Origin of the sequence: Rhodococcus sp. AH-ZY2, from assembly GCF_030916465.1 — a bacterium.
In the GTDB taxonomy this organism is placed as follows: Bacteria; Actinomycetota; Actinomycetes; order Mycobacteriales; family Mycobacteriaceae; genus Rhodococcus; species Rhodococcus ruber.
This window is the reverse complement of record NZ_CP126458.1, coordinates 4390294-4413588: the sequence shown is the minus strand read 5'-3', so window position 1 is coordinate 4413588 and position 23295 is coordinate 4390294. Positions and strand designations below refer to the sequence as shown.

Here is a 23295-nt window from a genome sequence, read left to right as displayed (position 1 = left end):
AGGAGCGCGTGATGCCCGAAGCTGTGATTGTCTCCGCCGCCCGTTCTCCCATCGGGCGGGCAATGAAGGGGTCGCTCAAGACCGTGCGCCCGGACGATCTGGCCACCCAGATGGTCGCCGCCGCCCTGGCGAAGGTGCCGGAGCTGGACCCGACCCAGATCGACGACCTGTTGCTCGGCTGCGGCCAGCCCGCCGGCCAGTCCGGGTTCAACATCGCCCGCGTCGTCGCGGTGCAGTTGGGCTACGACTTCCTGCCCGGCGTGACCGTCAACCGCTACTGCTCGTCGTCGCTGCAGACCACCCGCATGGCACTGCACGCGATCAAGGCCGGTGAGGGCGACGTGTTCGTCTCCGCCGGTGTCGAGTCCGTCTCGAGCTTCGTCACCGGCAACGCCGACGGCCTGCCGAACACCAAGAACCCGCTCTTCGCCGACGCCGAGGCCCGCACCGCCACGCTCGCCGAGGGTGGCACGGCGTGGACCGATCCGCGCAGCGAGGGTCTGCTGCCTGACGTGTACATCGCGATGGGCCAGACCGCGGAGAACGTCGCGTCGATGACCGGCATCTCCCGCGAAGACCAGGACCGGTGGGGCGTGCGGTCGCAGAACCGGGCCGAGGAAGCCATCAAGTCCGGCTTCTTCGAGCGCGAGATCAGCCCCGTCACCCTGGCCGACGGCACCGTCGTGACCACCGACGACGGCCCCCGGCCCGGCACCACGTACGAGGCCGTGAGCCAGCTCAAGCCGGTGTTCCGCCCCGACGGCACCATCACCGCGGGCAACGCCTGCCCGCTCAACGACGGCGCCGCGGCCCTGGTGATCATGTCCGACACCAAGGCCGAGGAGCTGGGCCTGACCCCGCTGGCACGGATCGTCTCGACCGGCGTGTCCGGCCTGTCGCCGGAGATCATGGGCCTGGGCCCGATCGAGGCGGTCAAGAAGGCCCTCGCGAACGCCGGCAAGACCATCTCCGACATCGACCTGTTCGAGATCAACGAGGCGTTCGCCGTGCAGGTGCTCGGCTCCGCCCGTGAGCTCGGCATCGACGAGGACAAGCTGAACGTCTCCGGTGGTGCGATCGCCCTCGGCCACCCGTTCGGCATGACCGGGGCGCGGATCACCGCCACGCTGCTCAACAACCTGCAGACCCACGACAAGCAGTTCGGCGTGGAGACGATGTGCGTCGGCGGTGGTCAGGGCATGGCGATGGTGCTCGAGCGCCTGAGCTGACCCCTCTCGACCGGAACGCGAACGAGGCGCGGTCGCGGGCCCGAAAGGGCTTGTGACCGCGCCTTTTTCGAAAAAACAATCTTGAACTCGAGCGCGAATTCAACTATACAAGTCGCGTAGGTACCAATTTTCGGAGGAGACTACCCCCATGTCCGTACTCGACAAGTTCCGACTCGACGACCGCGTCGCGATCGTCACCGGCGCGTCCTCCGGCCTCGGCGTCGCCTTCGCTCAGGCCCTCGCCGAGGCCGGAGCCGACGTCGTGCTCGCGGCCCGTCGCGCGGACCGGCTCGAACAGACCGCCGAACTCGTCCGTGCGGCAGGTCGCCGCGCGCTGAGTGTCGAGACCGACATCGCCGAGCCCGAGCAGGCGCAGCGGATGGTCGACGCCGCGGTCGAGCACTTCGGCAAGGTCGACATCCTCGTCAACAACGCCGGTATCGGCACGGCCGTCCCGGCCACCAAGGAGACTCCGGAGCAGTTCCGGCGCGTCATCGACATCAACCTGAACGGTTCGTACTGGGCAGCGCAGGCCGCCGGGCGCGTCATGCAGCCGGGCAGCGCCATCGTCAACATCTCCTCCGTCCTGGGCCTCACCACCGCGGGACTGCCGCAAGCCGCCTACGCCGCGAGCAAGGCCGGCGTGATCGGTCTGACCCGCGACCTGGCCCAGCAGTGGGGGGCTCGCAAGGGCATCCGCGTCAATGCCATCGCGCCGGGATTCTTCGAGACGGAGATGACCGACGAATACCAGCCCGGCTATCTCGACAGCATGAAGCCGCGAATCGTCCTGGGCCGCACCGGTGATCCCGCCGAGATCGCCGCCACCGCCGTGTGGCTCACCTCGGCGGCCGCCGGTTACGTCACCGGACAGACGATCGCGGTCGACGGCGGCCTCACCATCAACTGAAGTTTCCAACCACACCGGAGGTAAGCAGTGAGCGAAGCAAGCACCCGTACCGCCATCGTCACCGGCGCCGCGCGCGGTATCGGCGCCGCAGTGGCCAAGCGTCTCGCCGAGGACGGATTCCAGGTCGCGGTTCTGGACCTCGACGAGTCCGCATGCGCCGACACCGTCTCGGCCATCGAGTCGGCCGGCGGCAAGGCCCTCGCCGTCGGTGCGAACGTCGCCGACGAGCAGTCCGTCGCCGCGGCCGTGGAGAAGGTCTCGAGCGAACTGGGCGATCCCACGGTGCTGATCAACAACGCCGGCATCACCCGCGACAACCTGCTGTTCAAGATGACCGTCGACGACTGGGACGCCGTGATGAACGTGCACCTGCGGGGCGCGTTCCTCATGTCCCGTGCGACGCAGAAGTACATGGTGGAGGCCAAGTTCGGTCGCATCGTCAACCTGTCGAGCACCTCCGCGCTGGGCAACCGCGGCCAGGTCAACTACTCCGCTGCCAAGGCCGGCATGCAGGGCTTCACCAAGACCCTCGCGATCGAGCTCGGCAAGTACGGCGTGACCGCCAACGCGATCGCCCCCGGTTTCATCGAGACCGAGATGACCGCGGCGACGGCCGAGCGGGTCGGGATGTCGTTCGAGGACTTCAAGGCCGCCGCGGCGTCGCAGATCCCCGTCGCCCGCACCGGAAAGCCCGAGGACATCGCGCACACCGCGTCGTTCCTCGCGAGCGAGGGCGCGGGCTTCGTCTCCGGCCAGGTCATCTACGTCGCCGGTGGTCCGAAGGACTGACGGCGGAGACCGAACCACGACGACGCCGTGCGTCCTTCCCCCCTGCGGGAGGACGCACGGCGTCGTCGTCTGTACGGTCGGTTACGGCTGCCGGACCGCCTGCCGGCGGTGCAGGAGCCAGCACGCGCCCGCGATCGTCGCGGTGAGGGCACCCGTCGCGACGAGCTGGGTGCGCGCGGCCGAGTCGAACAGTGCGAGCACGGCGATGCCGGCGAGCAGGCCGAGCGTCGCGTACGACAGGTACGGGAAGCCCCACATCTTCAGCGGCAGAGCGTCTTCGGTGCCTTCGCGGCGTGCCCGCTTACGCAGCACGAGGTGCGAGACCGCCACGAACGTCCACAGCACGAGGATGGTCGAGCCGACCGCGTTGAGAAGCAGCGGCAGGACCTTGTCGGGACGCACGTAGTTGAGTGCGACGGTGACGAATCCGAACGCCACCGAGGCCAGGACCGCGTTGCGGGGCACGCCGTTGGCGGCCACCCGGCCGAACACCGGGTACGCCGAACCGCGTTGCGAGAGCGAGTAGATCATCCGTGAGGCGCTGAAGAGCATCGCGTTGAGCGAGGACAGCAACGCCACCACGACGATCACGGTCATCACGGCGGCGGCCCCCGGCACCGAGCCGGCGTTCAGCACCGCGACGAACGGTCCCGTGACGAGATCCTCGGAGGTCCACGGCAGCACCGTCACCATGATCAGCACCGAGCCGATGTAGAAGACCAGGATGCGCCAGATCAGCGTGCGCACCGCGCGGCCGACGTTGCGGCGCGGATCCGAGGTCTCGGCGGCTGCGATCGCGATGATCTCGGTGCCGCCGAACGCGAACACCACGATGAGCAGTCCGGCGGCGATGCCGGCGATACCGGTGGGGGCGAAGCCTCCGTGTGCGGTCAGGTTCGCGAACCCGGTGCTGTCGAAGGCCGGCACCCAGCCGGCGATCATCGCGACGCCGATCGCGAGGAAGGCGACGATGGCGACGATCTTCAGTGCCGCGAACCAGAATTCGACCTCACCGAACCGGCGCACGCCGACGAGGTTCACGCCGGTGAGGACGACCATGAAGAACAGGGCCGCGGCCCACTGCGGGATCCCGGGGATCGAGGCGGCGGTGATGGCGGCGGCGCCGGTGGCCTCCGCCGCGATCACGATGACCACCTGGATCCAGTACAGCCAGCCGATGGTGCGACCGGCGACGGAACCGAGGGCGTTCTCCGCGTGCACCGAGAACGCACCGCTGGCGGGGTTCGCGGCCGCCATTTCGCCCATCATCCGCATGATGAGGACCACGAGGGCTGCAGCGGCGAGGAACGAGACGAGGATGGCCGGGCCGGCGACCGCGATGCCGGCGCCGGAGCCGACGAACAGGCCCGCGCCGATCGCGCCGCCGAGGCTCATCATCACCAGTTGCCGCGGTCGCATCGCCTGATGCAGCATCGCCCGTGGGGCGGGCGCGGCCGTGGTGGCCGGTGGGGTGGCCAAGGTGTCAGTCATCGATGCGCTCCCCCGCCGGCACCAGCTGGTCGAGGGCGATCTCGAACGCCGTGGCCGCGACGCCCGTATGGTCGGCGCTGCGCTCGTGGCAGCGCTGCAGCGCCCCGGCAACCGTGTCCGAGACGTCACCGAAGATCGCGGCGTCGGAGACCTCGACGTCGCCCTCCATGAGCTGCGCGAAGGCGCGGGCCATGCCGCTGTTGGCGATGAAGTCGGGGATCACCGAGACGGACTTGTCGGCGTGCTCGTAGGTGGGACCGTAGAAGATCTCGTCGTCGGCGAAGGGGACGTTCGCGCCGCTGGCGATCACCTCGAGGCCCGCCGCGACCATACGGTCGACCTGCTCGCGGGTGACCAGCCGGGACGCGGCGCACGGGAGGAAGACCTCGGCGCCGAGGTCCCAGATCGCGTCGTGCACCTCGGTGAAGGGACGCATCCGGTCGCTGCGGAGCGCGTTGCCGTTCTTGGTCAGCAGCAGGGTGCGCACCTCGTCGAAGTCGAGTCCGTCCGTGTCGAGGATGCCGCCGTCGCGGTCGATGATGCCGACGACGCGGGCGCCGGCCTGCGCCAGGTAGTAGGCCGCGGCCGCCCCGACGTTGCCCCAGCCCTGGACGAGCACGCGCTTGCCGGTGAGCTCGCGGTTGCCGGCCGCGTCCCCGTAGATGCGGTAGTGGTGCCGCACCGACTCGGCGACGCCCCAGCCGGTGATGAGATCGGCCACCGTGTACTTCGCGTCCGGGGCGGGGGTGAAGCGGGTGTCCTCGACGACCTTGGCCACACCGAGCCGCAGCTGCCCGACCCGCTGGATGCGCTCGCGCTCGTCCGCGGCGAAGTGCCCGTTGACGACGCCCTCCTGGGGATGCCACAGACCGTTGCTCTCGGTGAGCGGCACGACCTCGCTCATCTCGTCGACGTTGAGGTCGCCGCCGGTGCCGTAGTAGGCGCGCAGCAGCGGCGCGACGGCCGCGAACCAGCGGCGCAGCACCCCGTCCTTGCGCGGGTCGGACGGATCGAAGTCGATGCCGGACTTGGCGCCGCCGATGGCCGGACCGGAGACGGTGAACTTGACCTCCATGGTCTTGGCCAGGGACTCGACCTCGCGGCGGTCGAGGCCGCGGCGCATGCGGGTGCCGCCGCCGGCCGCTCCACCACGCAGGGAGTTGATGACGACCCAGCCGCGGGCAGTGGTCTCGGTGTCGTGCCACTCGAAGACGATCTCGGGGGCCTTGTCCTCGAAACGGGTCAGCAGGTTCTTCATGTCTTCTCTCGGGAGTCGGGACGGTGCGGTGCCCGGGTGCGGGCGAATGAAGAAGACTGTGACCGTGGTTACAAACGCCGCGCAAGTGCGGCCTGCGCTACTGATCAGCCTGAAGAGCTGTAGCGCAGCGGGATGCCGATTTTCTGTGCAGTGTGCAGAGCTGTGCCGCCGTTTTCTGCGGGGGAGGGCTGGTGGGCCGGTCGTCAGCTCTACCGGCGGTAGGCGGGCGCTTTGGCGGTTCTGCCCGGCTGGAGGGTGCGCAGCAGGGGCATGGCCCGGTAGCGGACCACCTCCGACAACACCATGACGCTGGTCGACCGGGCGACGATCGACGAGCGGTTCAGTTCGATCAGCGTCTGTTGCAGCCCGAGGTGGGAGTCCGCGGCGATCCGGCACAGGATGTCGCCGGCGCCGGTCGTCGCGAACGCCTCGAGCACCCCGGGAATCGCTTCGAGGACATCGGTGATGGCTTCGAGCGCACCCTGGACGATCTCCATCGTCACGAAGGCCTGGACCTCGAATCCGGCCGCCGCCAGGTTCAGGCGCGGTTCGTAGCCGGCGATGACGCCGGACTCCTCGAGCCGGCGCACCCGTGCCGAGACCGTCGCGCGCGCCACCCGCAACCGCCGGGACAACTCCAGCGCACCGATCTTCGGATCCGTGTGCAGCGTTTCCAGGAGCGCGAAATCCAACTCGTCCAGCTGCACGGCGTCACGCATGGCCGTTCCTTCCGAAGAGGCGGCGGAAACTGTACCGATTGTATAGCGGTGCGCCCGGCATCCCTCGTATTCCAGTCAGGTGGGCCAGCTGAAAAGGGGGAGATTGCGCCGTCCTTGCGACAGGTTTTTCCTGGTGACACACGACACACCGATGGCGCCGCGTCCGGCGGCAGGAGGAATCGCCATGACTCTCGAGTTCACCCTTACCGACAGCGAGAAGCTCGCCCAGCTGAACGCCGAGGAACTGCGGCAGCTCGTCGGCCTCGTCGAGTACGACGCCGATCGGGACCCGTTCCCCGTCAGCGGCTGGGACGCGGTGGTGTGGGTGGTGGGTAACGCCACGCAGGCCGCGCACTACTACCAGTCCGCGTTCGGAATGGAACTGATCGCCTACTCCGGTCCCACCACCGGCAACCGCGACCACCACGCCTACGTCCTGCGGAGCGGTGCGGTGCGGTTCGTCGTCAAGGGTGCGGTGGATCCGGACAGCCCGCTCGTCGACCACCACCGCCGGCACGGCGACGGCGTCGTCGACATCGCGCTGCAGGTGCCCGACGTCGACAAGTGCGTCGCGCACGCCCGGGCCCAGGGCGCGACGGTGCTCGAGGAGCCGTACGAGATCAGCGACGAGCACGGCACGGTGCGTCTCGCCGCGATCGCCACCTACGGCGAGACCCGGCACACCCTCGTCGACCGCTCGCGGTACTCCGGCACGTATCTTCCCGGCTACGTGGACAAGTCGTCGACCTACCGCAAGCGCGACGGCGCTCCCAAGCGGATCTTCCAGGCGCTCGACCACGTGGTCGGCAACGTCGAGCTCGGCCACATGGACGAGTGGGTCGACTTCTACAACCGCGTCATGGGATTCACCAACATGGCCGAGTTCATCGGCGACGACATCGCCACCGACTACTCGGCCCTGATGAGCAAGGTGGTCTGCAACGGCAACCACCGCGTCAAGTTCCCGCTCAACGAGCCGGCCGTGGCGAAGAAGCGCTCGCAGATCGACGAGTACCTCGACTTCTACCGCGGTCCCGGCGCACAGCACCTGGCGCTGGCCACCAACGACATCCTCACCGCCGTCGACCGGCTCCGTGAGGAGGGCGTGGAGTTCCTCGCCACCCCGGACGCCTACTACGAGGACCCCGAGCTGCGGGCCCGGATCGGCGAGGTGCGGGTGCCGATCGAGGAGCTGCAGAAGCGCGGCATCCTCGTCGACCGCGACGAGGACGGCTACCTGCTGCAGATCTTCACCAAGCCGATCACCGACCGGCCGACCGTCTTCTTCGAACTGATCGAACGGCACGGTTCGCTCGGCTTCGGCAAGGGCAACTTCAAGGCCCTGTTCGAGGCGATCGAGCGGGAGCAGGAAGCGCGCGGCAACTTCTGATCTCTTCCGCGCTGCGGGATCAGGGCTGCGGGATCAGGGCTGCGGGATCAGGCGTTCCGGACGACCTGGTCCCGCAGCGCGTTCTCGGTCCGCCGCACGATCGTGCCCACCAGGGGCTCGATGAGCAGCCCGGCCGCACGCCCGGCCGGGCCGCCGGGCAGCTGGTAGCCGAAGTCGACGGCGAGCCGCATGTCGCCGTCGCCCAGGTCGTCGAACTGCCACGCCGAGCGGGTGCGGAAGCCGGAGATCGAGCTCAGCACGATCCGGTGGTTGTCCTCCCACTCGACGATCTCGAGCCGGGAGGTGAAGGCGGCCGGACCGATCCGCATGCACGCGTCGAACACCGCGCCCACGCCGCGGACCTGCTCGCCCTCGGGCTCGAAGCGGGTCACGCCGTACATCCACTCCGGGACCGTGCGGTGGTCGGCGACGTATGCGAAGGCGGTGTCGAGTTCGACGTGGGCCACCCCGTCGTGGCGCACGTGGATCATGCGGCGATCGTCAGTCATACGGCGGAACCTCCGCCGGGAACCTAGCGGACTTGCTCGCACCTTCGGAATCCGCCCAGGCAGCAGTGCGGGCGGATTCCGGACGAGCGCGCGAATTGCCCCGCCCGAGGCCGGCGCGCGCTCAGGCGACGTGGCCGAGATTCGAGCGCAGCGCCTGTTCCGTCTGGCGGATCGCGGTACTCACCACCGGTTCGATGAGCTTGCCCAGTGCCCGCCCGGCCAGCCCGCCGGGGAGCTGGTAGGCGAAGTCGACGTCGAGACGGACCCGGCCGTCGCCGAGGTCGGCGAGTTCCCACCACGAGGAGGTGCGGAATCCGGCGATGGAGTCGAGGACGATCCTGCGGTCGAGTTCCCAGTCGACGATCGCCAGGCGCGAATCGAGGCCCTTCGGCCCGATCTGCATGGTGGCGTCGAAGATCGCGCCGATGCCGTTGACCTGTGACCCCACCGGTTCGAAGCGGTGGACGCCGTACATCCATTCGGGGACCGTGCGGTGGTCGTCGAGGTAGGCGAACGCCACGTCGAGGGGGACCTCCGCGACGGCGCTGTGGCGGATGTGGATCATCTGTACCTCCGTGGGGACATTTCTGTTACCCAAGGTATCAGGTAACTCGCGTCCTGGGGAGATCCTCAAAGTCGTCCGTTCGGACGCTCGTCCTGCTCTACTCATGGTGACACAGTTCACAGTGGATCCGGTGGGAGGGTTCGTGAAGACCAAGGCTGCGGTGATCAAAGGGCTCAATCAACCGTGGGAGATCGAGGAGATCGACCTGGGCGATCCGGTCGCCGGCGAAGTACAGGTACGTCTGGCTGCGTCCGGGCTGTGCCATTCCGACGAACATCTGCGCACCGGCGCGACGCCGATGCCGTCCTTCCCCGTCCTCGGCGGGCACGAGGGCGCCGGCGTGGTCACCAAGGTCGGGCCCGGAGTCACCAACATCCGGGAGGGCGACCATGTGGTGCTCGCCTTCATCCCGGCCTGCGGGCGGTGCCGCGCGTGCGCGAAGGGCCTGCAGAACATCTGCGACGAGGGGGCGAACCTCCTCACCGGGCAGGCGATCGCCGACAAGACCCACCGGGTGACGCTCAACGGTGACCCGGTGATCCAGATGTGCCTGCTCGGCACGTTCGCGCCGTACGTCACCGTGCACGAAGCGTCGGTCATCAAGATCGAGGACGACATCCCGCTCGACAAGGCCGCCCTGCTCGGCTGCGGCGTCGCCACGGGCTGGGGCTCCGCGACGGCGATCGGCGGCACCAAGGTGGGTGACTCCGTCGTCGTGATCGGCATCGGCGGCGTGGGCATCAACGCGGTACAGGGTGCCGCACACGCGGGTGCCCGGCATGTCGTGGCGATCGACCCGGTGGAGTTCAAGCGCGATCAGGCCAAGAAGTTCGGGGCGACCCACACCTTCGCCTCGATCGAGGAGGCGCTGCCGGTGATCGGCGAGATCACCTGGGGGGCGATGGCCGACGTCACGATCATCACTGTCGGCGAGATCCACGGCGACATCATCGCTCCGTCCATGGCGCTGACGGGCAAGGGCGGTCAGGTGGTCGTGGTGGGGATGGGCAGCGCCGCCGACACCCAGGTGACGCTGAGCCTGTTCGAGCTGACCCTGCTGCAGAAGCGGCTGCAGGGTGCGATCTTCGGTGGTGTCGGACCGCGCTCGCAGATCCCGAAGCTGCTCGACCTCTACCGCAGCGGGCAGCTCGAACTCGACAAGCTGGTCACCAAGACGTACCGGCTCGAGGACATCAACGACGGCTACGCCGACATGCACGAGGGCCGGAACCTGCGTGGCATGGTGCTCTACGGCGACGACGACTACTGAGTGAGCGGGCGAACGAGCGGCGGATCCCACGACGGATCCGCCGCTCGTTCGGTCTTCCGGCGTCGTCGCATGCCACCGGTCCGGACTGTCGAGCGGACGTCGCCGACGCGCGGCCGGAACGTCCCGGAGGGGCCGCACGCGAACCGCACCCTCGACCTGTGCGACCCCCTGCGTCCACGGGCAACCCGGAACCGGCGTGTCCTGACCGGGGTTCGGTCCGTACTGCACGACGCAGGTCGAGCAACTGACCTCAGGTGGCGTGCAGTTCCGTTTCGTGAGGGGGATAGGCGTGCACCAGTGCCGTGGTGAGGTGCGGGACCGCGGCGATCAGTGCCTGCTCGGCTTCGTGAGCGACGGAGTGCGCAGCGCTCAGACTGAGCCCCGGATCGACGTCGAGCTCGACATCGGCGTGCAGGCGGTGACCGATCCAGCGCATCTGGAGGCTGCGAACGCGGTCGACGCCGACCCGGCCCGACAGGACGCGTTCGGCTGTGGTGACGAGCTCCGGATCGACGCCGTCCATCAACCGGCGGAAGACGTCCCGGGCGGCGGTGCGCAGAACCAGCACGATGGCGACGGTGATGAGGATTCCGATCACGGGATCGGCGACAGGGTGACCCAGTGCGACCCCGCCGGCGCTGAAAAGAACTGCCAGAGAAGTGAATCCGTCCGTCCGGGCATGTAGGCCGTCCGCGACGAGGGCCGCCGAGCCGATGCGCCGGCCCACCCGGATCCGGTAGACCGCGACGAGTTCGTTGCCGATGAACCCGACAAGCCCGGCCAGTGCGACCCAGCCGAGGTGTTCGATGGGGACGGGATCGATCAGGCGCCGAATCGATTCGGTGCCGGCGATCACCGCGGACAGGGCGATCATTGCCAGCACGAACAGCCCGGCGAGGTCTTCGGCCCGGCCGTAGCCGTAGGTGAATCGCCTGGTGGCGGCCCGACGTCCGAGCACGAACGCGATCCACAGGGGCACGGCGGTCAGTGCGTCGGAGAAGTTGTGCACGGTGTCTGCGGCGAGCGCGACGGAACCGGATGCAGCGACGATGACGACCTGTAGTGCCGCCGTCACGGCCAAGGCGACCAGGCTGATCTTCACGGCACGGATGCCGATGTTGCTTGATTCCAGGGCGGAATCGACCCTGTCGGCCGAGTCGTGGCTGTGCGGCGCGAACACATCCCTCAGGGCGCCGACGAGCCCCGAACGCCTGTGGCTGCTGTGCTCGTGGCTGCTGTGCTCGTGGCTGCCGTGCCCGGGGTCGCCGTGGCCGTGCCCGTGGTCGCCGTGGCCGTGGCCGCGCCGGGAGGTCATGTGGCCTCCTGCTGCAGGCCGGCTCGACCGGAGCCTTCGTGCAGGGTGCGCAGTCCGGCGTCGGCGCGGTGGTGCCCCGGCACACCCGGGCCGGCGTGTTCCGCGTTGAACACGGCATCGGTCACCAACTGCTTGATGTGCTCGTTCTCGAGGCTGTAGTAGATGGTCGTGCCCTCGCGCCTGGTCCGCACCAGTCGCGCCATCCGCAGCTTGGCCAGATGCTGCGACACCGACGGGGCGGCCTTACCGACATGCTCGGCCAGTTCGGTCACCGACAACTCCCGGTCGACAAGGGCCCACAACAGTCGAACCCGGGTCCCGTCGGCAAGCATGCGGAACACCTCGACGACCAACCCGACCTGGTCGTCGTCGAGTCTCCGCCGACATGGTCCATTGTCTGCATGCATACGCAGATAATAGACCTTCTCCTGTGGTCGGCGGGAGGGGTGGGAAGTTCGGACCGGCAGCGGAAGTGCGAGAGCACGACTGGTGACGACGGCGCCGGGGGGTCGCCTACGGTGATGCCATGGAAACGCGTGAGGAAGCCGTCGAACCGGGGACGTGGCGGCAGTACGGGCCGTCGACCCTGCCGAAGCCCCTCGAGGCCGCCCTCGAGGCGTTCGCCGAGCGGGGGTACGACGGCACCTCGATACGGGAGGTCGCCGCCCGGGCCGGGCTGTCGGTTCCGGGTCTGTACCACCACTACCCATCCAAGCAGGCACTGCTGGTGTCGTTGACGACGCTGGTGATGCGCGACCTGCTCGACCGGAGCAAGCAGGCCCTGGCGGAGGCCGGACCGACACCGTCCGAGCGGTTCGACGCCGTTGTCGAGTCGCTGCTGCGGTTCCACATGTTCCGGCGCAACCAGGCGTTCGTCGCCTCCACCGAGATGCGCAGCATGGAACCGGGTAACCGGAAGGCGTACATCGCGTTGCGTGACGAGCAGCAGCGGATGCTGGACGAGATCGTCCGGGACGGGGTGGCGAAGGGGGGGTTCGGCACCGCGTTCCCGGAGGATGCGAGCCGGGCGGTGACCACCATGTGCGTGGCCGTCGCCTCGTGGTACCGGCCGGACGGACCGCTGTCCCCCGACGAGGTCGTCCGCCGCTACCTCGCGATCGCACGCTGCGCGGTAGGCGCCCGGTAGGCCCGGCGCCGCAGACGCCCGGTAGGCACGGCGCGGCAGACGCCCGGTAGGCCCGGCGCGGTGGGCGCCCGGTAGGGCGCCCTGGGTTGACCGCGCGGGGTGGGGTATGTCACGGTTGAAGCAACCGAGCGATCGATCGGTCGGGGTGAGGAGGAGGAATCGCGATGGCTGTCGATCTGTCGTACCCGGAACACGTCCAGGCGCTGGTGGCGAAGACCGAGGAGTTCGTCCGGGAGCACGTGCTGCCCGTCGAGGACGCCCACAACGGTGACATCACTGCCGCGGGCGGCGACGACCTGCGGGTGAAGCTGCAGCAGGCGGCCAAGGAAGCCGGGGTCTTCGCGCCGCACGCGCCCGTCGAGTACGGCGGCCACGGTCTCGGCATGGTCGACCGCGCCCCGGTGTTCGAGGCGGCCGGGTACTCGCTGTTCGGACCGATCGCGCTCAACATCGCCGCGCCCGACGAGGGCAACGTGCACATGCTCGCGCACATCGCCAGCCCGGAGCAGAAGGAGCAGTTCCTCGCGCCGCTCGCCCACGGCGACGTGCGGTCCGGCTTCGCGATGACCGAGCCGGCCCCCGGTGCCGGATCCGACCCCAACGCCCTGACCACCCGCGCCGAGAAGGCCCCCGGCGGTTGGAAGATCAACGGCCGCAAGTACTTCATCACCGGCGCCGACGGCGCGGGCTTCTTCATCATCATGGCCCGCACCTCCGGTGAGCCCGGTCAGCGCGGCGGGGCGACGATGTTCCTCGCGCCCGCCGACGCCCCCGGGCTGACCGTCGGCCGGCACATCGACACCATCGACCGCGCCATGATCGGTGGCCACTGCGAGGTCTTCTTCGAGGACCTGTTCGTGCCCGACTCCGCCGTCCTCGGCGAGGTCGACCAAGGCTTCGCCTACGCGCAGGTGCGGCTCGGACCCGCCCGCATGACGCACGTGATGCGCTGGCTCGGCGCCGCCCGCCGCGGCCACGACATCGCCGTCGCCCGCGTCGCCGAACGCGAAGGATTCGGGAGCAAGCTCGGCGACCTCGGCATGATCCAGAAGATGGTCGCCGACAACGAGATCGACATCGCCGCCACCCGCGCCCTGCTGACGCAGGCGTGCTGGGAACTCGACCAGGGCTCCCACGCGTCCAACTCCACGTCCATCGCCAAGACCTTCGCCGCCGAGGCGGTGTTCCGGATCGTCGACCGCTCGATGCAGATGTGCGGCGGACTCGGCGTCTCCGCCGACCTGCCCGTCGCGCGCCTGGCCCGCGAGGTCCGCCCGTTCCGCATCTACGACGGGCCTTCCGAAGTGCACCGCTGGGCCATCGCCAAGCGAGCCGTCGGCGCCGCGAAGAAGGCCGCCGCCGCGAAGGAGAGCCGGGCATGAAGACCGCACAGCATGAGGGGCTCGACCTGACCGCCCTGCAGCGCTACCTGGAGGACTCGGGCATCGCCCTCGACGGCGAACTGCGCGCCGATCTCATCTCCGGTGGCAAGTCGAACCTGACGTACGCGATCTCCGACGGCACGTCGCGGTGGGTGCTGCGCCGGCCGCCGACGGCGGGACTCACCCCGTCCGCCCACGACGTCGCCCGCGAATTCCGCATCACCTCGGCACTTCAGGGGTGCGGTGTGCCGGTCGCCCACACGGTCGCCCTGTGCGAGGACGAGTCCGTGATGGGCGCCCCGTTCACCGTCGTCGAGCACGTCACCGGACGGGTGATCCGCACGACCGACGACCTCGCCACCCTGAGCGACACCGAGATCGAAGCGTGCACCGGCGAACTCGTCCGTGTGCTCGCCGCCCTGCACTCGGTGGACTACGAGGCCGTCGGCCTCGGAAACCTCGGTCGCCCCGACGGGTACGTCGCGCGGCAGGTCAAGCTGTGGGCCGGTCAGTGGGGTCGGGTCAAGACCCGCGACCTCGACGACCTCGACCGCCTGCACGCCGCCCTCGCCGACTCGATTCCGGAATCGTCCGCGGCGTCGATCGTGCACGGCGACTACCGCATCGACAACACGATCCTCGATCCCGGCGACGCCGGAAAGATTGCGGCGGTGGTGGATTGGGAGCTGTCGACGCTCGGCGACCCGCTCACCGACGTCGCCCTGATGTGCGTGTACCGCAACCCCGCGCTCGACCAGGTGCTCGGCGAGTCCGCCGCGTGGACCAGCCCGCGCCTGCCGTCGGCCGACGACCTCGCCCAGCGCTACGCGGTCGCGACGGGCCGCGAGCTCGCCCACTGGGACTTCTACATGGGACTGGCGAACTTCAAGCTCGCCGTCATCGCCGAGGGCATCAACCACCGCTGGCGCGTCGGCGCGACCGTCGGCGACGGTTTCGACAAGGCGGGGGAGGCCGTGCCGGTCTTCGCGGCCGCCGGACTCGACGCGCTGCGGGGAGGTGGCGCATGACAACCGATCTCGCCAACCCCAGTGCGCTCGTCACGGGTGCGTCCCGCGGCATCGGGCTCGGTGTCGCCACCCGCCTCGCGCAGCAGGGCTACGGTCTGACCCTCACCGCGCGCGACGAGGCGCGGCTCGGCGCGGTCGCCGCCGACCTGCGCGACGCGGGCGCGCCCGAGGTGCGCGTCGTCGCTGCCGACCTCGGCGATCCCGAGACCGCGAGCCGCGTCGTCGCGGCACACGAGGAGACGTTCGGCAGCATGCGGGCGCTCGTCCTCAACGCGGGCGTCGGCACCGCCGGCACCATCGCCGAGTTCCCGATGCGGCGGTTCGGCAAGACCGTGTCGGTGAACTTCGAGACCCCGTTCGCGTTCGCCCAGTCGGCGCTGCCGCTGCTGCGCAAGGCCGCGGCCGCTGTTCCGCGCCGCGGGGCGAAAGTGGTTGCGCTGTCGTCGATCACCGGTGTCTATGCCGAGGCGGGTCTGGCCGTGTACGGGGCGACGAAGGCGGCGCTGATCTCGCTCGTGGAGACGCTCAACGCCGAGGAGTCCGGCAACGGCATCAGCGCGTCCGCGATCGCGCCCGCCTACGTCGACACCGACATGTCCGACTGGATCAAGGACCGCATCCCCGCCGAGGAGATGCTCGAGGTGAACGACGTCGTCGAACTCGTCGACGCGGTGCTGCGGCTGTCGTCGCGCGCGGTGCTGCCGCGCCTGGTGCTCAGCCGCGCCGGAACGGACGCCTACCGGGCGTGAGCACTCACCGGCCGTCCGCCAGCGCGCGGACGGCCGGGCTCGCGCTGTGCCGGACGAACGCACAGTCCGAGAGCCGCTCGGCCGCACCGAGGGTGAGCGTCAGATCGACCGAGTCGGCGAGCCGGTAGGGGCGGCTCTCGACGACGGAGCCGAGCGCGCGGCGCAGCCGGGACACCTCCGCCCGCACCGCGACGGCGTGGTCCGGGTCGCCGTAGATGCCGTTGCTGAGCTCGGTGACCGTCATCCCCTCGCGGCCCCGCAGGTGCAGTATCAGCAGGATCTCCGCGTGCCGCGCGGACAGCGCGCTGCGCCACGTCGAGTCCGCGCCGCTGACGACCACCGTCGGCGCGCCGGACAGGTCGAGCTCCATCGTGATCCGCGCCGGGCCGCCGGCGGGCCGGATCAACCAGCCGTGCGCGAGCTGCTCCGGGACGCACATCCCCAGGCCCGGGACGCTCAGGGTGCGGTCGGCGGTCGGTGCCGCGACCCGCTTGGTGGCCGCGACGCCCGACGCGTGCGCCACCCACCCGTGTTCGTCGACGAGCAGCAGCGGACCGCTCATCGAGGCGAGCACCGGCGCCGCGACCGTGCGCAGCCGCTCGAGCCGGTTCTCGTGCAGCCGCCACAGCTGCGCCTCGGCCAGCCGCACCGCCGTCTCCACCAGCGCGCTGATCGTGGGGTGGATCGTCAGCGCCGGGCCGCTGACGTCGACCACGCCGAGCAGCTCCCCGGTGCGGGGATCGTGGATCGGGGCGGCCGTGCAGTACCAGGGGTGCTGGGACTGCTCGAAGTGTTCGGCGGAGAACAGCTGCACCGGGGCGGCCTCGGCGAGCGCCGTGCCGATCGCGTTGGTGCCCACGGTCGACTCCGTCCACCGGGCGCCCTCGCTGAACCCCAGGCTGTCCGCCCGGCTGCGAACCTTCGCCGACCCGGCCCGCCACAGCACGATCCCGTCCGCGTCGGTCACCACCATCAGCATGTGCGACGCCTCGGCCACCGAGCACACCACCTGCTCGAGGTCGCCGATCACCCCCGACAGGGGCGAGGCGCGGCGCCGGCGTTCGACCTCGGCGAGCGGCAGCAGGGCGCGGGCGTTGCTGCCGTCGGGGGCGAGACCGGCGCCGAGCACCCGCGTCCACGACCGCGCGACCACCGACCGCGGCCGCAGCGGCGAGCGGCCGCCACCGATCACCGCGTCGTGCATACGCGCCAGCTCGCGCGCGTATCGGTGCAGGTCGGTGCCCGGTTCGATGGCGCTGAAGTTGCCCACGGTCTCCGTCTCTCGTCGGTCGAGTTGTCGCGAGCATATGCCCTCGGGTGTGTCCGGCACCACACCCGGCGGTACGCGCAACGCGCTGCAACGTTTGCCGCGGCGGCGCGCTCGATGTGTGCTGGATCACGCGCCGACCTCGGCAGCGGCGCACCCGGATGATCCCGCGTCGGACTCGGCCGACCAAGATCCGACGCCCGTACAGCGAGGAGATCGACCCATGAAGGCAGCCCGCTTCCACGGCCCCGGGGACATCCGGGTCGAGGACATTCCCGAACCGGCCACCCGCCCCGGCACCGTCAAGGTCGAGGTGGAGTGGTGCGGCATCTGCGGCACCGACCTGCACGAGTACCTCGAGGGCCCGATCTTCGCCCCGCCCGCCGACGCACCGCACCCCATCACCGGCGAGACCGTGCCGATCACCCTCGGGCACGAGTTCGCCGGCGTCGTCGCGGAAGTCGGCGAGGGCGTCGACGATCTGCGCGTCGGCGACCGGGTCGCGGTCGAGCCGTACATCATCTGCGGACGCTGCGACGCCTGCCGCAACGGACGCTACAACGTCTGCGGCACACTGGGATTCGTGGGACTGTCCGGCTACGGCGGCGGGTTCTCCCAGTACGTCGTGGCCGAGCGGCGCTGGATCCACCCACTCGGCGAACTCGGCACCGACGTCGGCGCACTCGTCGAACCCCTCGCCGTGGCCTACCACGCCGTACGCCTGTCCGGAGCGCGACCGAGCCACTCGGCGCTCGTGTTCGGCGCCGGGCCGATCGGGCTCGTCACCACGTCGGCCCTGCGCGCCGCCGGTGTCGACCAGATCATCGTCGTCGAACCCGCCGACGTGCGGAAGAAGAAGGCCGAACCGGCCGGCGCGGACCACATCATCGACCCGCGCGACGGCGACGTCACCGAGCAGGTCCTCGAGCTGACCGGCGGACGCGGCGCCGACGTCTCCTTCGAATGCGCCGGCATCGACGCGGTGCTGAAGTCCGCGATCCTGTCCACCCGGGCGGGCGGCACGTGCGTCAACGTCGCGATCTGGGGCCACGAGGCGTCCGTCGCGATGAACGATCTGGTCTTCCGCGAGGTCAACCTGCTCGGCAGCCTGGCCTACGCGAACGATCATCCCGCGACGATCGAGATGATCGCCTCCGGCAAGGTCGACCCCTACCAGTTCATCACCGGCCGCATCGACCTCGACGACATCGTGGCCCACGGGTTCGAGGAACTGATCTCCAACAAGGAGGAGAACGTCAAGATCCTCGTCCGGCCGTGACGGTCAGTCGTCGTCGCCGTTCTCCTTGTCCTCGCCGCGACGGCGCAGGAAGTCGAACCCCGGCACGCCGACGATCGCCTGCCGCACGTCCTTCGCCACTCCGAGCAGCTCGTGGATCTCCGGGGCGACGGTCTCGAGCGTGCCGAGGATCGGCATCAGCGCCGTCATCCGGTCCGCGAGCTCGGGCAGCTGATCGAGCAGCACGACCGCCGCGTGTACCTCCTCGGCGCTGAGCTCGTCGATGAACTGGCCGGCGAGCGGCGCCGCCCGAGTCGCCATCGGGGCGTACGTGTCGAGCAGTTCGCCCGCCGAGTCGGACGTGCGGCCGGCCGACGCCACCACGTCCTGTGCGCGGCGGGCGGTGGTCGCCGCCTCGCCGACCACCGCCGAACTGCTGTCGACGACCTCGCCGACCCGCCCGACGGTCGCGCGGGCCTCGGTGACCACGTCGTCGATCCGCGCGACGATCTCGCGGGCATCGGTGACGACGCCGTCGATGCGCCCCACCAGGGCCTCGGTCGTCTCGAGCAGGTTGACGACCCGGCCGGGGACGGACACCGCGAACTCGGCGACCTCCACGGTCCGGTCCAGGACGAGGCGGGCGGCTCCGACGGGCGCGGCGAGAAGCGACATCATGTGCTCATCCTGCCGGACCGAGGTACGTGGGCCGCGCGGGGACCGGCGAGAGTTCAGGGCGCGGTCGAGCCCCGCCGGCATCCTGGGGGAACGCCGATCGTCGGGGTGTGACATCGCGGTGGCGGACGCCGTATCGTTTGCGTCACCAGGTCTCCGGGCGAGCATCGGCCGTGTCGACCGGAGATCCGGGAGTGTGTCTCCGCAAGTGGCATTCGAACCTGCCGATTCCGAGCCCGGCCGCTGCGGTCGCGCGACACCGCGGTCGGGGGCAACCCGCGACGCATTTCGCTCGGATCGGGAGGTAGCAGTGATGAATGTCCTCGACAAGACCGCGCAGGCGGTCGTCGGCGTGGCAGACGCCACCACCCGCGCCGCCGGCGCCGTCGGCGGCGCCGCGCTGGGCGCACTGACAGGCAGCGTGCGCGGCGCCGCCGAAGGAGCTCGCTCCGGTCTCGGCAGCGGAGCCGAGTCGACGCCGACGGCAGCGGCAACGATCGTCGTGCTGGGCGCTACCGGCCTGGCAACCGGTATCGCCGCCGCGCCCGTGCTGGCCGGACTCGGCGCCACGGCCCTGGCCATCCGGCTGCTCGCGCCTCGTCCCACCCCCACGCCCGGCGCTCCCGCGACCGAGCGTGCGCCGGCGCCGACCCCGGACACCGCACCCACGAGTCCCGGTGCGCCCCCGATCGCGGCAGCGGCGAAGCCGTCGGCGGGGAAGTCGACGACGGGGGAGCCGCCGGCAAAGAAGGCCCCGGCACGGAAGCGGTGATCGGAGGCTCGAGTGCACCGCCGCGAGGCTGGCGTCCGGTGCGCTCGACTACGTCGCAGGGACGACCGCGGCGCCCGCGTTGCCGTTCGTCGCCGCTCCCGGCGAGCCAGGACGTTCGGCGGCGGACTTGGCATGCTCGGTGACCAGGACCTGGCCCACGCCGATCGCCACCGCCACGGGCCACTCGATCAGATCCAACGCCACGAGCAGGCCGAGGCCGGCGAAGTAGGCGAGTTGTTCGGGCCGCGGGATGTCGAGCCGGCCCACGAGGGGCAGGCGCACCGCGAAGCGTTCGGCGTCGCGGGCCACACCGGCAAGGGTGCGGTGGGACTGCCAGAAGGACTGTTCGTCGGCCATGGCCATCTCTTTCGTGAGCTGTGCGCCATCGGACGCACTCCAGGCTTCCACCATCGATCCTAGGGCGGTCCCGTTCCGGCCGGCCTCGACCATTTCCCGGTTCGGCCGATTTCGCGCGTATAGGCGAGGGCGGCTCAGGCTGCTGCGGACGTAGGGGTGAGCAGCGAGGCGACGATGTTCGTGGCAATCGTCTGCCGGGCCGCGGAAGGAACCTGGGCCTCGTGAGCGCGCCGGGCGGCCACGGCGAGGCGATCGGCGACCTCGTTGAGCGGGTGCCCGCTGTGGCCGCGCACCCACGAGTAACGGATCGGCAGGCCGCGGGTGCGGTGCCGGATGCGGTCGGCGATCACCGTCGCTTCGGTGGTGAGCGGGGCTTCGCCGCGCAATCCCGCGAGCGCGTGCCGACTGTCACTGAGGATGTGCAGGGGCCGGTTCCGGTAGGTGGTGACGGCCAGTTCGATGGCGAGGAGCTCACCGGCCAGGATCGAGCGCGTGTCGGGGAAGATCTTCTGCCGGAAGTTGCCGTCGGCCCGCACACACGCCACTCCCACGCCGCGACGCGAACCCTTCGACGCGTCGGTGGCCACCGTCTGCTCGACCAGAGGGTTGGTCTCTGCCTCGCGGGCGGCGTCCTCGGCGGCCAACCGCTCGGCGACGTGGCGGCCGATCGCGTCGGCGGCGGCGCGGGCCAGCTCCCCCAAGGGGCCGTAACCGATGTCGATCAGGGTGATCGAGGGGAAGGAGCCCGCGACGGCGTGCAGTTCCCGGCGCAGGTCCGCGTCGGTCAGGTGCAGCCGCACGGACGTGTCGGCGGTACGGGCGCACAGTTCGGCGAAGGCGTCGAGGCCGACGGCGAAGCGGGCCTCGGCGCTGTGCTCCGGGCGGACGAACAGGGCGATGCCCGTGCCGGTGGCCAGTGCCGCGCAGCTGAGCGGGCCGGTGGCGGTGGTGGTCTGCCTGATGTGGATCGCTGCGAGCATGACGTCCTCCTCGTCCGAATCGGGTACGGACGAGAATGCCGCGACTGAGCCACCATTCGCCGAGTGCATATTGATAACCGGGGTTATCGATCTTTGTGAAGGGCGTGTCGGAAACGTCGTCTAGATTGGGGAAACCGCGCCGATCGCGGGCGTCGAGGCAAGAGTAGAGGGGAGGGCCGACACGTGAGTACCGGTTCTGCGCTCCTGCTGTCCAAGGCGGACATCGCGGCACTCGCCCGCGTGCAGCGGCCCGTCGTCACCATGTGGGCGAAGCGGTATCGCGGCCCGGATCGGCCGTTTCCCGAGCCGGTGCGCGCCGACGGCCGACAACACCGTTACCGTGCGGACGACGTAGTCGCCTGGCTGTCGAGCCGCGGACTCGGCAACAATGCGTCCGTCGCCGAGGACCTCGCCGCGCACGCAGCCTTCGAGGATCCCGCCGGTGCGGACGCGGCCACAGCGTTCGCGGCGCTGACCGCCCTGCTGTGCGTCAAGGCCCGCACCGGGGAGCAACTCGCGGACCTCGACGGCGACGACCTGCTCGACGAGGCCGACGACCTCGACCCCGACGACGCGTACCTCTACCGCGAGATCGAGGCGCTCGGCGGGCGGCTACCCACTTACGCCGCGCACGCCGACCGCATGGCCGACGCCGCCTACACCGTCGAGCACGCCTTCGAGACCCTCATGGCGCAGCGGTTCCGCCTGCCCCTCGACGCGCTGGCCGATACGGCGCTCAGCCCTGCCGCGCTCGAGATGTGCGCGCAGGTCGTCGGCGCGCTGGCGCCCGACGACCGGGCCGTCTTCGTCGATCCGTCGCCGGACGGCAGCGATCTGTTCGTCGCGCTGCGGCAGCGCCTGCCGGAGTTCGTCGAGCCGATCACGATGACCGGCCACGCCGACACCCCGACGGCGCGCCTGGCGCGGCGCCGGCTGTCTGTGCACCGATGGCGTCGCCGACCCACGCCGGCAACGGGATTCGACGAGGACTTCTCGATCGACGGGCCCGCCGTGTTCCTCACCCAGTATCCGTCGCCGTCCACCCTCGGCTACTCCGATTTCCGAATCCTCGCGGAGATCGACAACATCACCGTGCAGATGGGCGCCGAGCACCTCGCGGTGATCGTTGGGCCGGCATCCGCGCTGACCGATCCCCTGCGCGACCGGGAGGCTGCCGCCGTCCGGGCCGACCTGCTGCGGTCGGACCGGTTGCGCGCCGTATTCCGCCTCCCGGAGGGACTGCTCGTCACGAAACCGGGATCGTCGATGGCGTTGTGGGTGCTCGGAGCGCCCGACGACTCCGTCACACCCACGGACCGGTGGACGGTGCTGGCGGACCTGCGGACCAGGGCGCTCGACGAAGCGGTGACCGACGGAATCGTCGCCGACGTGACCGCCGCGATGGGGTCGCGCGAGCACCTGCGAGCCCACGCATTCGAGTTCGCCTCGGTGCACCGCACCTCCACGCTGCTCGCCGAGGACCGTCGCGGCCTGCTGCCACCCGCGCCCCGGCGCCGGCGTCGCCGCATCGCGGGCAACGAGACCGCGGCCGAGGCGGCCGAACTGGTGGGCGCGGCGAACCGGGCGGCGCGTGCGGTGCGGGACGACCTGCACCTCGGCGTCGAATACCGGCAGGCTCCGCGCCCGGCGCCGACCGCCGGCCGGCTCGCCGATGCCGGGGTGCTGAAGGTGATGCCCGGCAACCGCATCGACGACGACGATGTCGAAGTCGGCGGCGACGTGCGCGTCATCGGCACCGACGAGCTGCTCGGCCGCGCGCGCATCGGCGACCGCGGCATCGACCGCCTCGTCCTGGCGACTCGCTACCCGAGCGGACGCTACACCGAGCCGGGCGACATCGTCTTCTGCACGGCACCGGAATTCGGCGTCGTCGTCGACCACGAGGGCGCCGCGGTCGTGCTGTCACCAGCGCGCGTGCTGCGGGTCGCCGACCCGCACGCCTCGGGAGTCCTGCCGGAACTCGTGGCGCGCACGCTGCGTCGCATGCCCGTCGCACCTAAGCCCGCCGGGGCCATCCGGTCCGGGCAGGTGTGGCGGGACTGGCCGATCCCGGTCGTGGAGGCCGACCGGATTCCCGCGGTGAGCGCCGCACTGGAGGAGCTGCGCGCGCGACGCGAGGCCGCACGGCAGCTGCTCGACACCCTCGACCGACTCACCGATACCTTGACCGACGGTGTGGGCCACGGCGTCCTCACCGTCACCGCAGGAACCCGGCCCGGCCGGGAGGAAGGTTGA

At 70.3% G+C, this 23295-nt stretch carries 23 protein-coding genes; 12 read left to right on the top strand and 11 right to left on the bottom strand.

The window, feature by feature from the left end; translation table 11 throughout:
* Window positions 1-11 precede the first annotated feature (11 nt).
* The 3 genes from QNA09_RS21190 (at window position 12) to fabG (ending at window position 2928) form a co-directional block, all read left to right on the top strand.
* Window positions 12-1229: an acetyl-CoA C-acetyltransferase gene (locus tag QNA09_RS21190; RefSeq protein WP_026137538.1), complete on the top strand. Its 1218-nt coding sequence runs from the start codon at window positions 12-14 to the stop codon at window positions 1227-1229.
* Between the two features lie 148 nt (window positions 1230-1377).
* Window positions 1378-2139, top strand: a complete 762-nt coding sequence (locus tag QNA09_RS21185) for an SDR family NAD(P)-dependent oxidoreductase (RefSeq protein WP_017679736.1) — start codon at window positions 1378-1380, stop codon at window positions 2137-2139.
* 27 nt (window positions 2140-2166) lie between these two features.
* Window positions 2167-2928 (top strand): 3-oxoacyl-ACP reductase FabG, encoded by a 762-nt coding sequence (fabG, locus tag QNA09_RS21180; protein WP_017679735.1) that lies wholly within the window; start codon window positions 2167-2169, stop codon window positions 2926-2928.
* Window positions 2929-3009: 81 nt separating this feature from the next.
* Here the strand turns inward: fabG and QNA09_RS21175 are convergent, their stop codons facing one another.
* From QNA09_RS21175 to QNA09_RS21165, 3 genes are all read right to left on the bottom strand, one after another.
* Window positions 3010-4419: an amino acid permease gene (locus QNA09_RS21175; RefSeq protein ID WP_010595704.1), complete on the bottom strand. Its 1410-nt coding sequence runs from the start codon at window positions 4417-4419 to the stop codon at window positions 3010-3012.
* Window positions 4412-5677: a Glu/Leu/Phe/Val dehydrogenase dimerization domain-containing protein gene (locus QNA09_RS21170; protein WP_191902675.1), complete on the bottom strand. Its 1266-nt coding sequence runs from the start codon at window positions 5675-5677 to the stop codon at window positions 4412-4414. Before QNA09_RS21170 ends, QNA09_RS21175 begins: the two co-directional genes overlap by 8 nt.
* A gap of 209 nt (window positions 5678-5886) precedes the next feature.
* Window positions 5887-6396, bottom strand: coding sequence for an Lrp/AsnC family transcriptional regulator (locus QNA09_RS21165; RefSeq protein ID WP_017679733.1), 510 nt, complete (start codon window positions 6394-6396; stop codon window positions 5887-5889).
* A 184-nt stretch (window positions 6397-6580) separates the two neighbouring features.
* On the opposite strand from QNA09_RS21165, the gene hppD reads away from it, so the two are divergent.
* Window positions 6581-7786 carry a 4-hydroxyphenylpyruvate dioxygenase gene (gene hppD / locus QNA09_RS21160; RefSeq protein WP_010595701.1) on the top strand — a complete coding sequence of 402 codons (1206 nt, stop codon included), beginning with the start codon at window positions 6581-6583 and terminating at the stop codon, window positions 7784-7786.
* Between the two features lie 47 nt (window positions 7787-7833).
* Here the strand turns inward: hppD and QNA09_RS21155 are convergent, their stop codons facing one another.
* Together QNA09_RS21155 and QNA09_RS21150 are read right to left on the bottom strand one after the other, a co-directional pair.
* A complete protein-coding gene (locus QNA09_RS21155; protein ID WP_308072477.1) occupies window positions 7834-8277 on the bottom strand; it encodes an SRPBCC family protein in 444 nt (147 codons plus the stop codon).
* Between the two features lie 139 nt (window positions 8278-8416).
* The gene (locus QNA09_RS21150) at window positions 8417-8860 is read right to left on the bottom strand and encodes an SRPBCC family protein (RefSeq protein WP_010595699.1); all 444 of its coding nucleotides are present in this window, start codon (window positions 8858-8860) and stop codon (window positions 8417-8419) included.
* Window positions 8861-9002: 142 nt separating this feature from the next.
* On the opposite strand from QNA09_RS21150, the gene QNA09_RS21145 reads away from it, so the two are divergent.
* Window positions 9003-10130, top strand: coding sequence for an NDMA-dependent alcohol dehydrogenase (locus QNA09_RS21145; RefSeq protein ID WP_040274655.1), 1128 nt, complete (start codon window positions 9003-9005; stop codon window positions 10128-10130).
* Window positions 10131-10380: 250 nt separating this feature from the next.
* Here the strand turns inward: QNA09_RS21145 and QNA09_RS21140 are convergent, their stop codons facing one another.
* Window positions 10381-11445, bottom strand: coding sequence for a cation diffusion facilitator family transporter (locus tag QNA09_RS21140; RefSeq protein ID WP_248957358.1), 1065 nt, complete (start codon window positions 11443-11445; stop codon window positions 10381-10383).
* Window positions 11442-11852, bottom strand: coding sequence for a metalloregulator ArsR/SmtB family transcription factor (locus tag QNA09_RS21135; protein ID WP_051009397.1), 411 nt, complete (start codon window positions 11850-11852; stop codon window positions 11442-11444). Before QNA09_RS21135 ends, QNA09_RS21140 begins: the two co-directional genes overlap by 4 nt.
* 119 nt (window positions 11853-11971) lie before the next feature.
* Here QNA09_RS21135 and QNA09_RS21130 point away from each other — a divergent pair, with 119 nt between their 5' ends.
* The 4 genes from QNA09_RS21130 (at window position 11972) to QNA09_RS21115 (ending at window position 15751) form a co-directional block, all read left to right on the top strand.
* Window positions 11972-12592, top strand: a complete 621-nt coding sequence (locus QNA09_RS21130) for a TetR/AcrR family transcriptional regulator (RefSeq protein ID WP_140188988.1) — start codon at window positions 11972-11974, stop codon at window positions 12590-12592.
* 164 nt (window positions 12593-12756) lie between these two features.
* Window positions 12757-13974 (top strand): acyl-CoA dehydrogenase family protein, encoded by a 1218-nt coding sequence (locus QNA09_RS21125; protein WP_210063102.1) that lies wholly within the window; start codon window positions 12757-12759, stop codon window positions 13972-13974.
* A complete protein-coding gene (locus tag QNA09_RS21120) occupies window positions 13971-15002 on the top strand; it encodes a phosphotransferase family protein (protein ID WP_102031689.1) in 1032 nt (343 codons plus the stop codon). The genes QNA09_RS21125 and QNA09_RS21120 overlap by 4 nt, the downstream gene beginning before the upstream one ends.
* Entirely contained in the window at window positions 14999-15751 is a 753-nt protein-coding gene (locus tag QNA09_RS21115) for an SDR family oxidoreductase (protein WP_010595691.1), read from the top strand. The genes QNA09_RS21120 and QNA09_RS21115 overlap by 4 nt, the downstream gene beginning before the upstream one ends.
* Window positions 15752-15755: 4 nt before the next feature.
* Here the strand turns inward: QNA09_RS21115 and QNA09_RS21110 are convergent, their stop codons facing one another.
* Window positions 15756-17021 carry a GAF domain-containing protein gene (locus QNA09_RS21110; RefSeq protein WP_040274623.1) on the bottom strand — a complete coding sequence of 422 codons (1266 nt, stop codon included), beginning with the start codon at window positions 17019-17021 and terminating at the stop codon, window positions 15756-15758.
* Between the two features lie 220 nt (window positions 17022-17241).
* Here QNA09_RS21110 and QNA09_RS21105 point away from each other — a divergent pair, with 220 nt between their 5' ends.
* The gene (locus QNA09_RS21105; protein WP_010595688.1) at window positions 17242-18297 is read left to right on the top strand and encodes a 2,3-butanediol dehydrogenase; all 1056 of its coding nucleotides are present in this window, start codon (window positions 17242-17244) and stop codon (window positions 18295-18297) included.
* A 3-nt stretch (window positions 18298-18300) separates the two neighbouring features.
* On the opposite strand, the gene QNA09_RS21100 is transcribed toward QNA09_RS21105, so the two are convergent.
* Complete coding sequence (locus tag QNA09_RS21100; RefSeq protein WP_203011178.1) at window positions 18301-18933, bottom strand: ribulose 1,5-bisphosphate carboxylase large subunit; 633 nt, start codon at window positions 18931-18933, stop codon at window positions 18301-18303.
* Between the two features lie 310 nt (window positions 18934-19243).
* On the opposite strand from QNA09_RS21100, the gene QNA09_RS21095 reads away from it, so the two are divergent.
* On the top strand, window positions 19244-19702 hold the full coding sequence (locus QNA09_RS21095; protein ID WP_308072065.1) for a hypothetical protein: 459 nt from the start codon (window positions 19244-19246) through the stop codon (window positions 19700-19702).
* A gap of 48 nt (window positions 19703-19750) precedes the next feature.
* Here QNA09_RS21095 and QNA09_RS21090 read toward each other — a convergent pair whose 3' ends face one another.
* Window positions 19751-20059: a hypothetical protein gene (locus QNA09_RS21090; RefSeq protein ID WP_026137535.1), complete on the bottom strand. Its 309-nt coding sequence runs from the start codon at window positions 20057-20059 to the stop codon at window positions 19751-19753.
* A 134-nt stretch (window positions 20060-20193) separates the two neighbouring features.
* Entirely contained in the window at window positions 20194-21039 is an 846-nt protein-coding gene (locus QNA09_RS21085) for a ribonuclease H family protein (protein WP_124258465.1), read from the bottom strand.
* A gap of 183 nt (window positions 21040-21222) precedes the next feature.
* Here QNA09_RS21085 and QNA09_RS21080 point away from each other — a divergent pair, with 183 nt between their 5' ends.
* Complete coding sequence (locus QNA09_RS21080) at window positions 21223-23295, top strand: hypothetical protein (protein WP_308072064.1); 2073 nt, start codon at window positions 21223-21225, stop codon at window positions 23293-23295.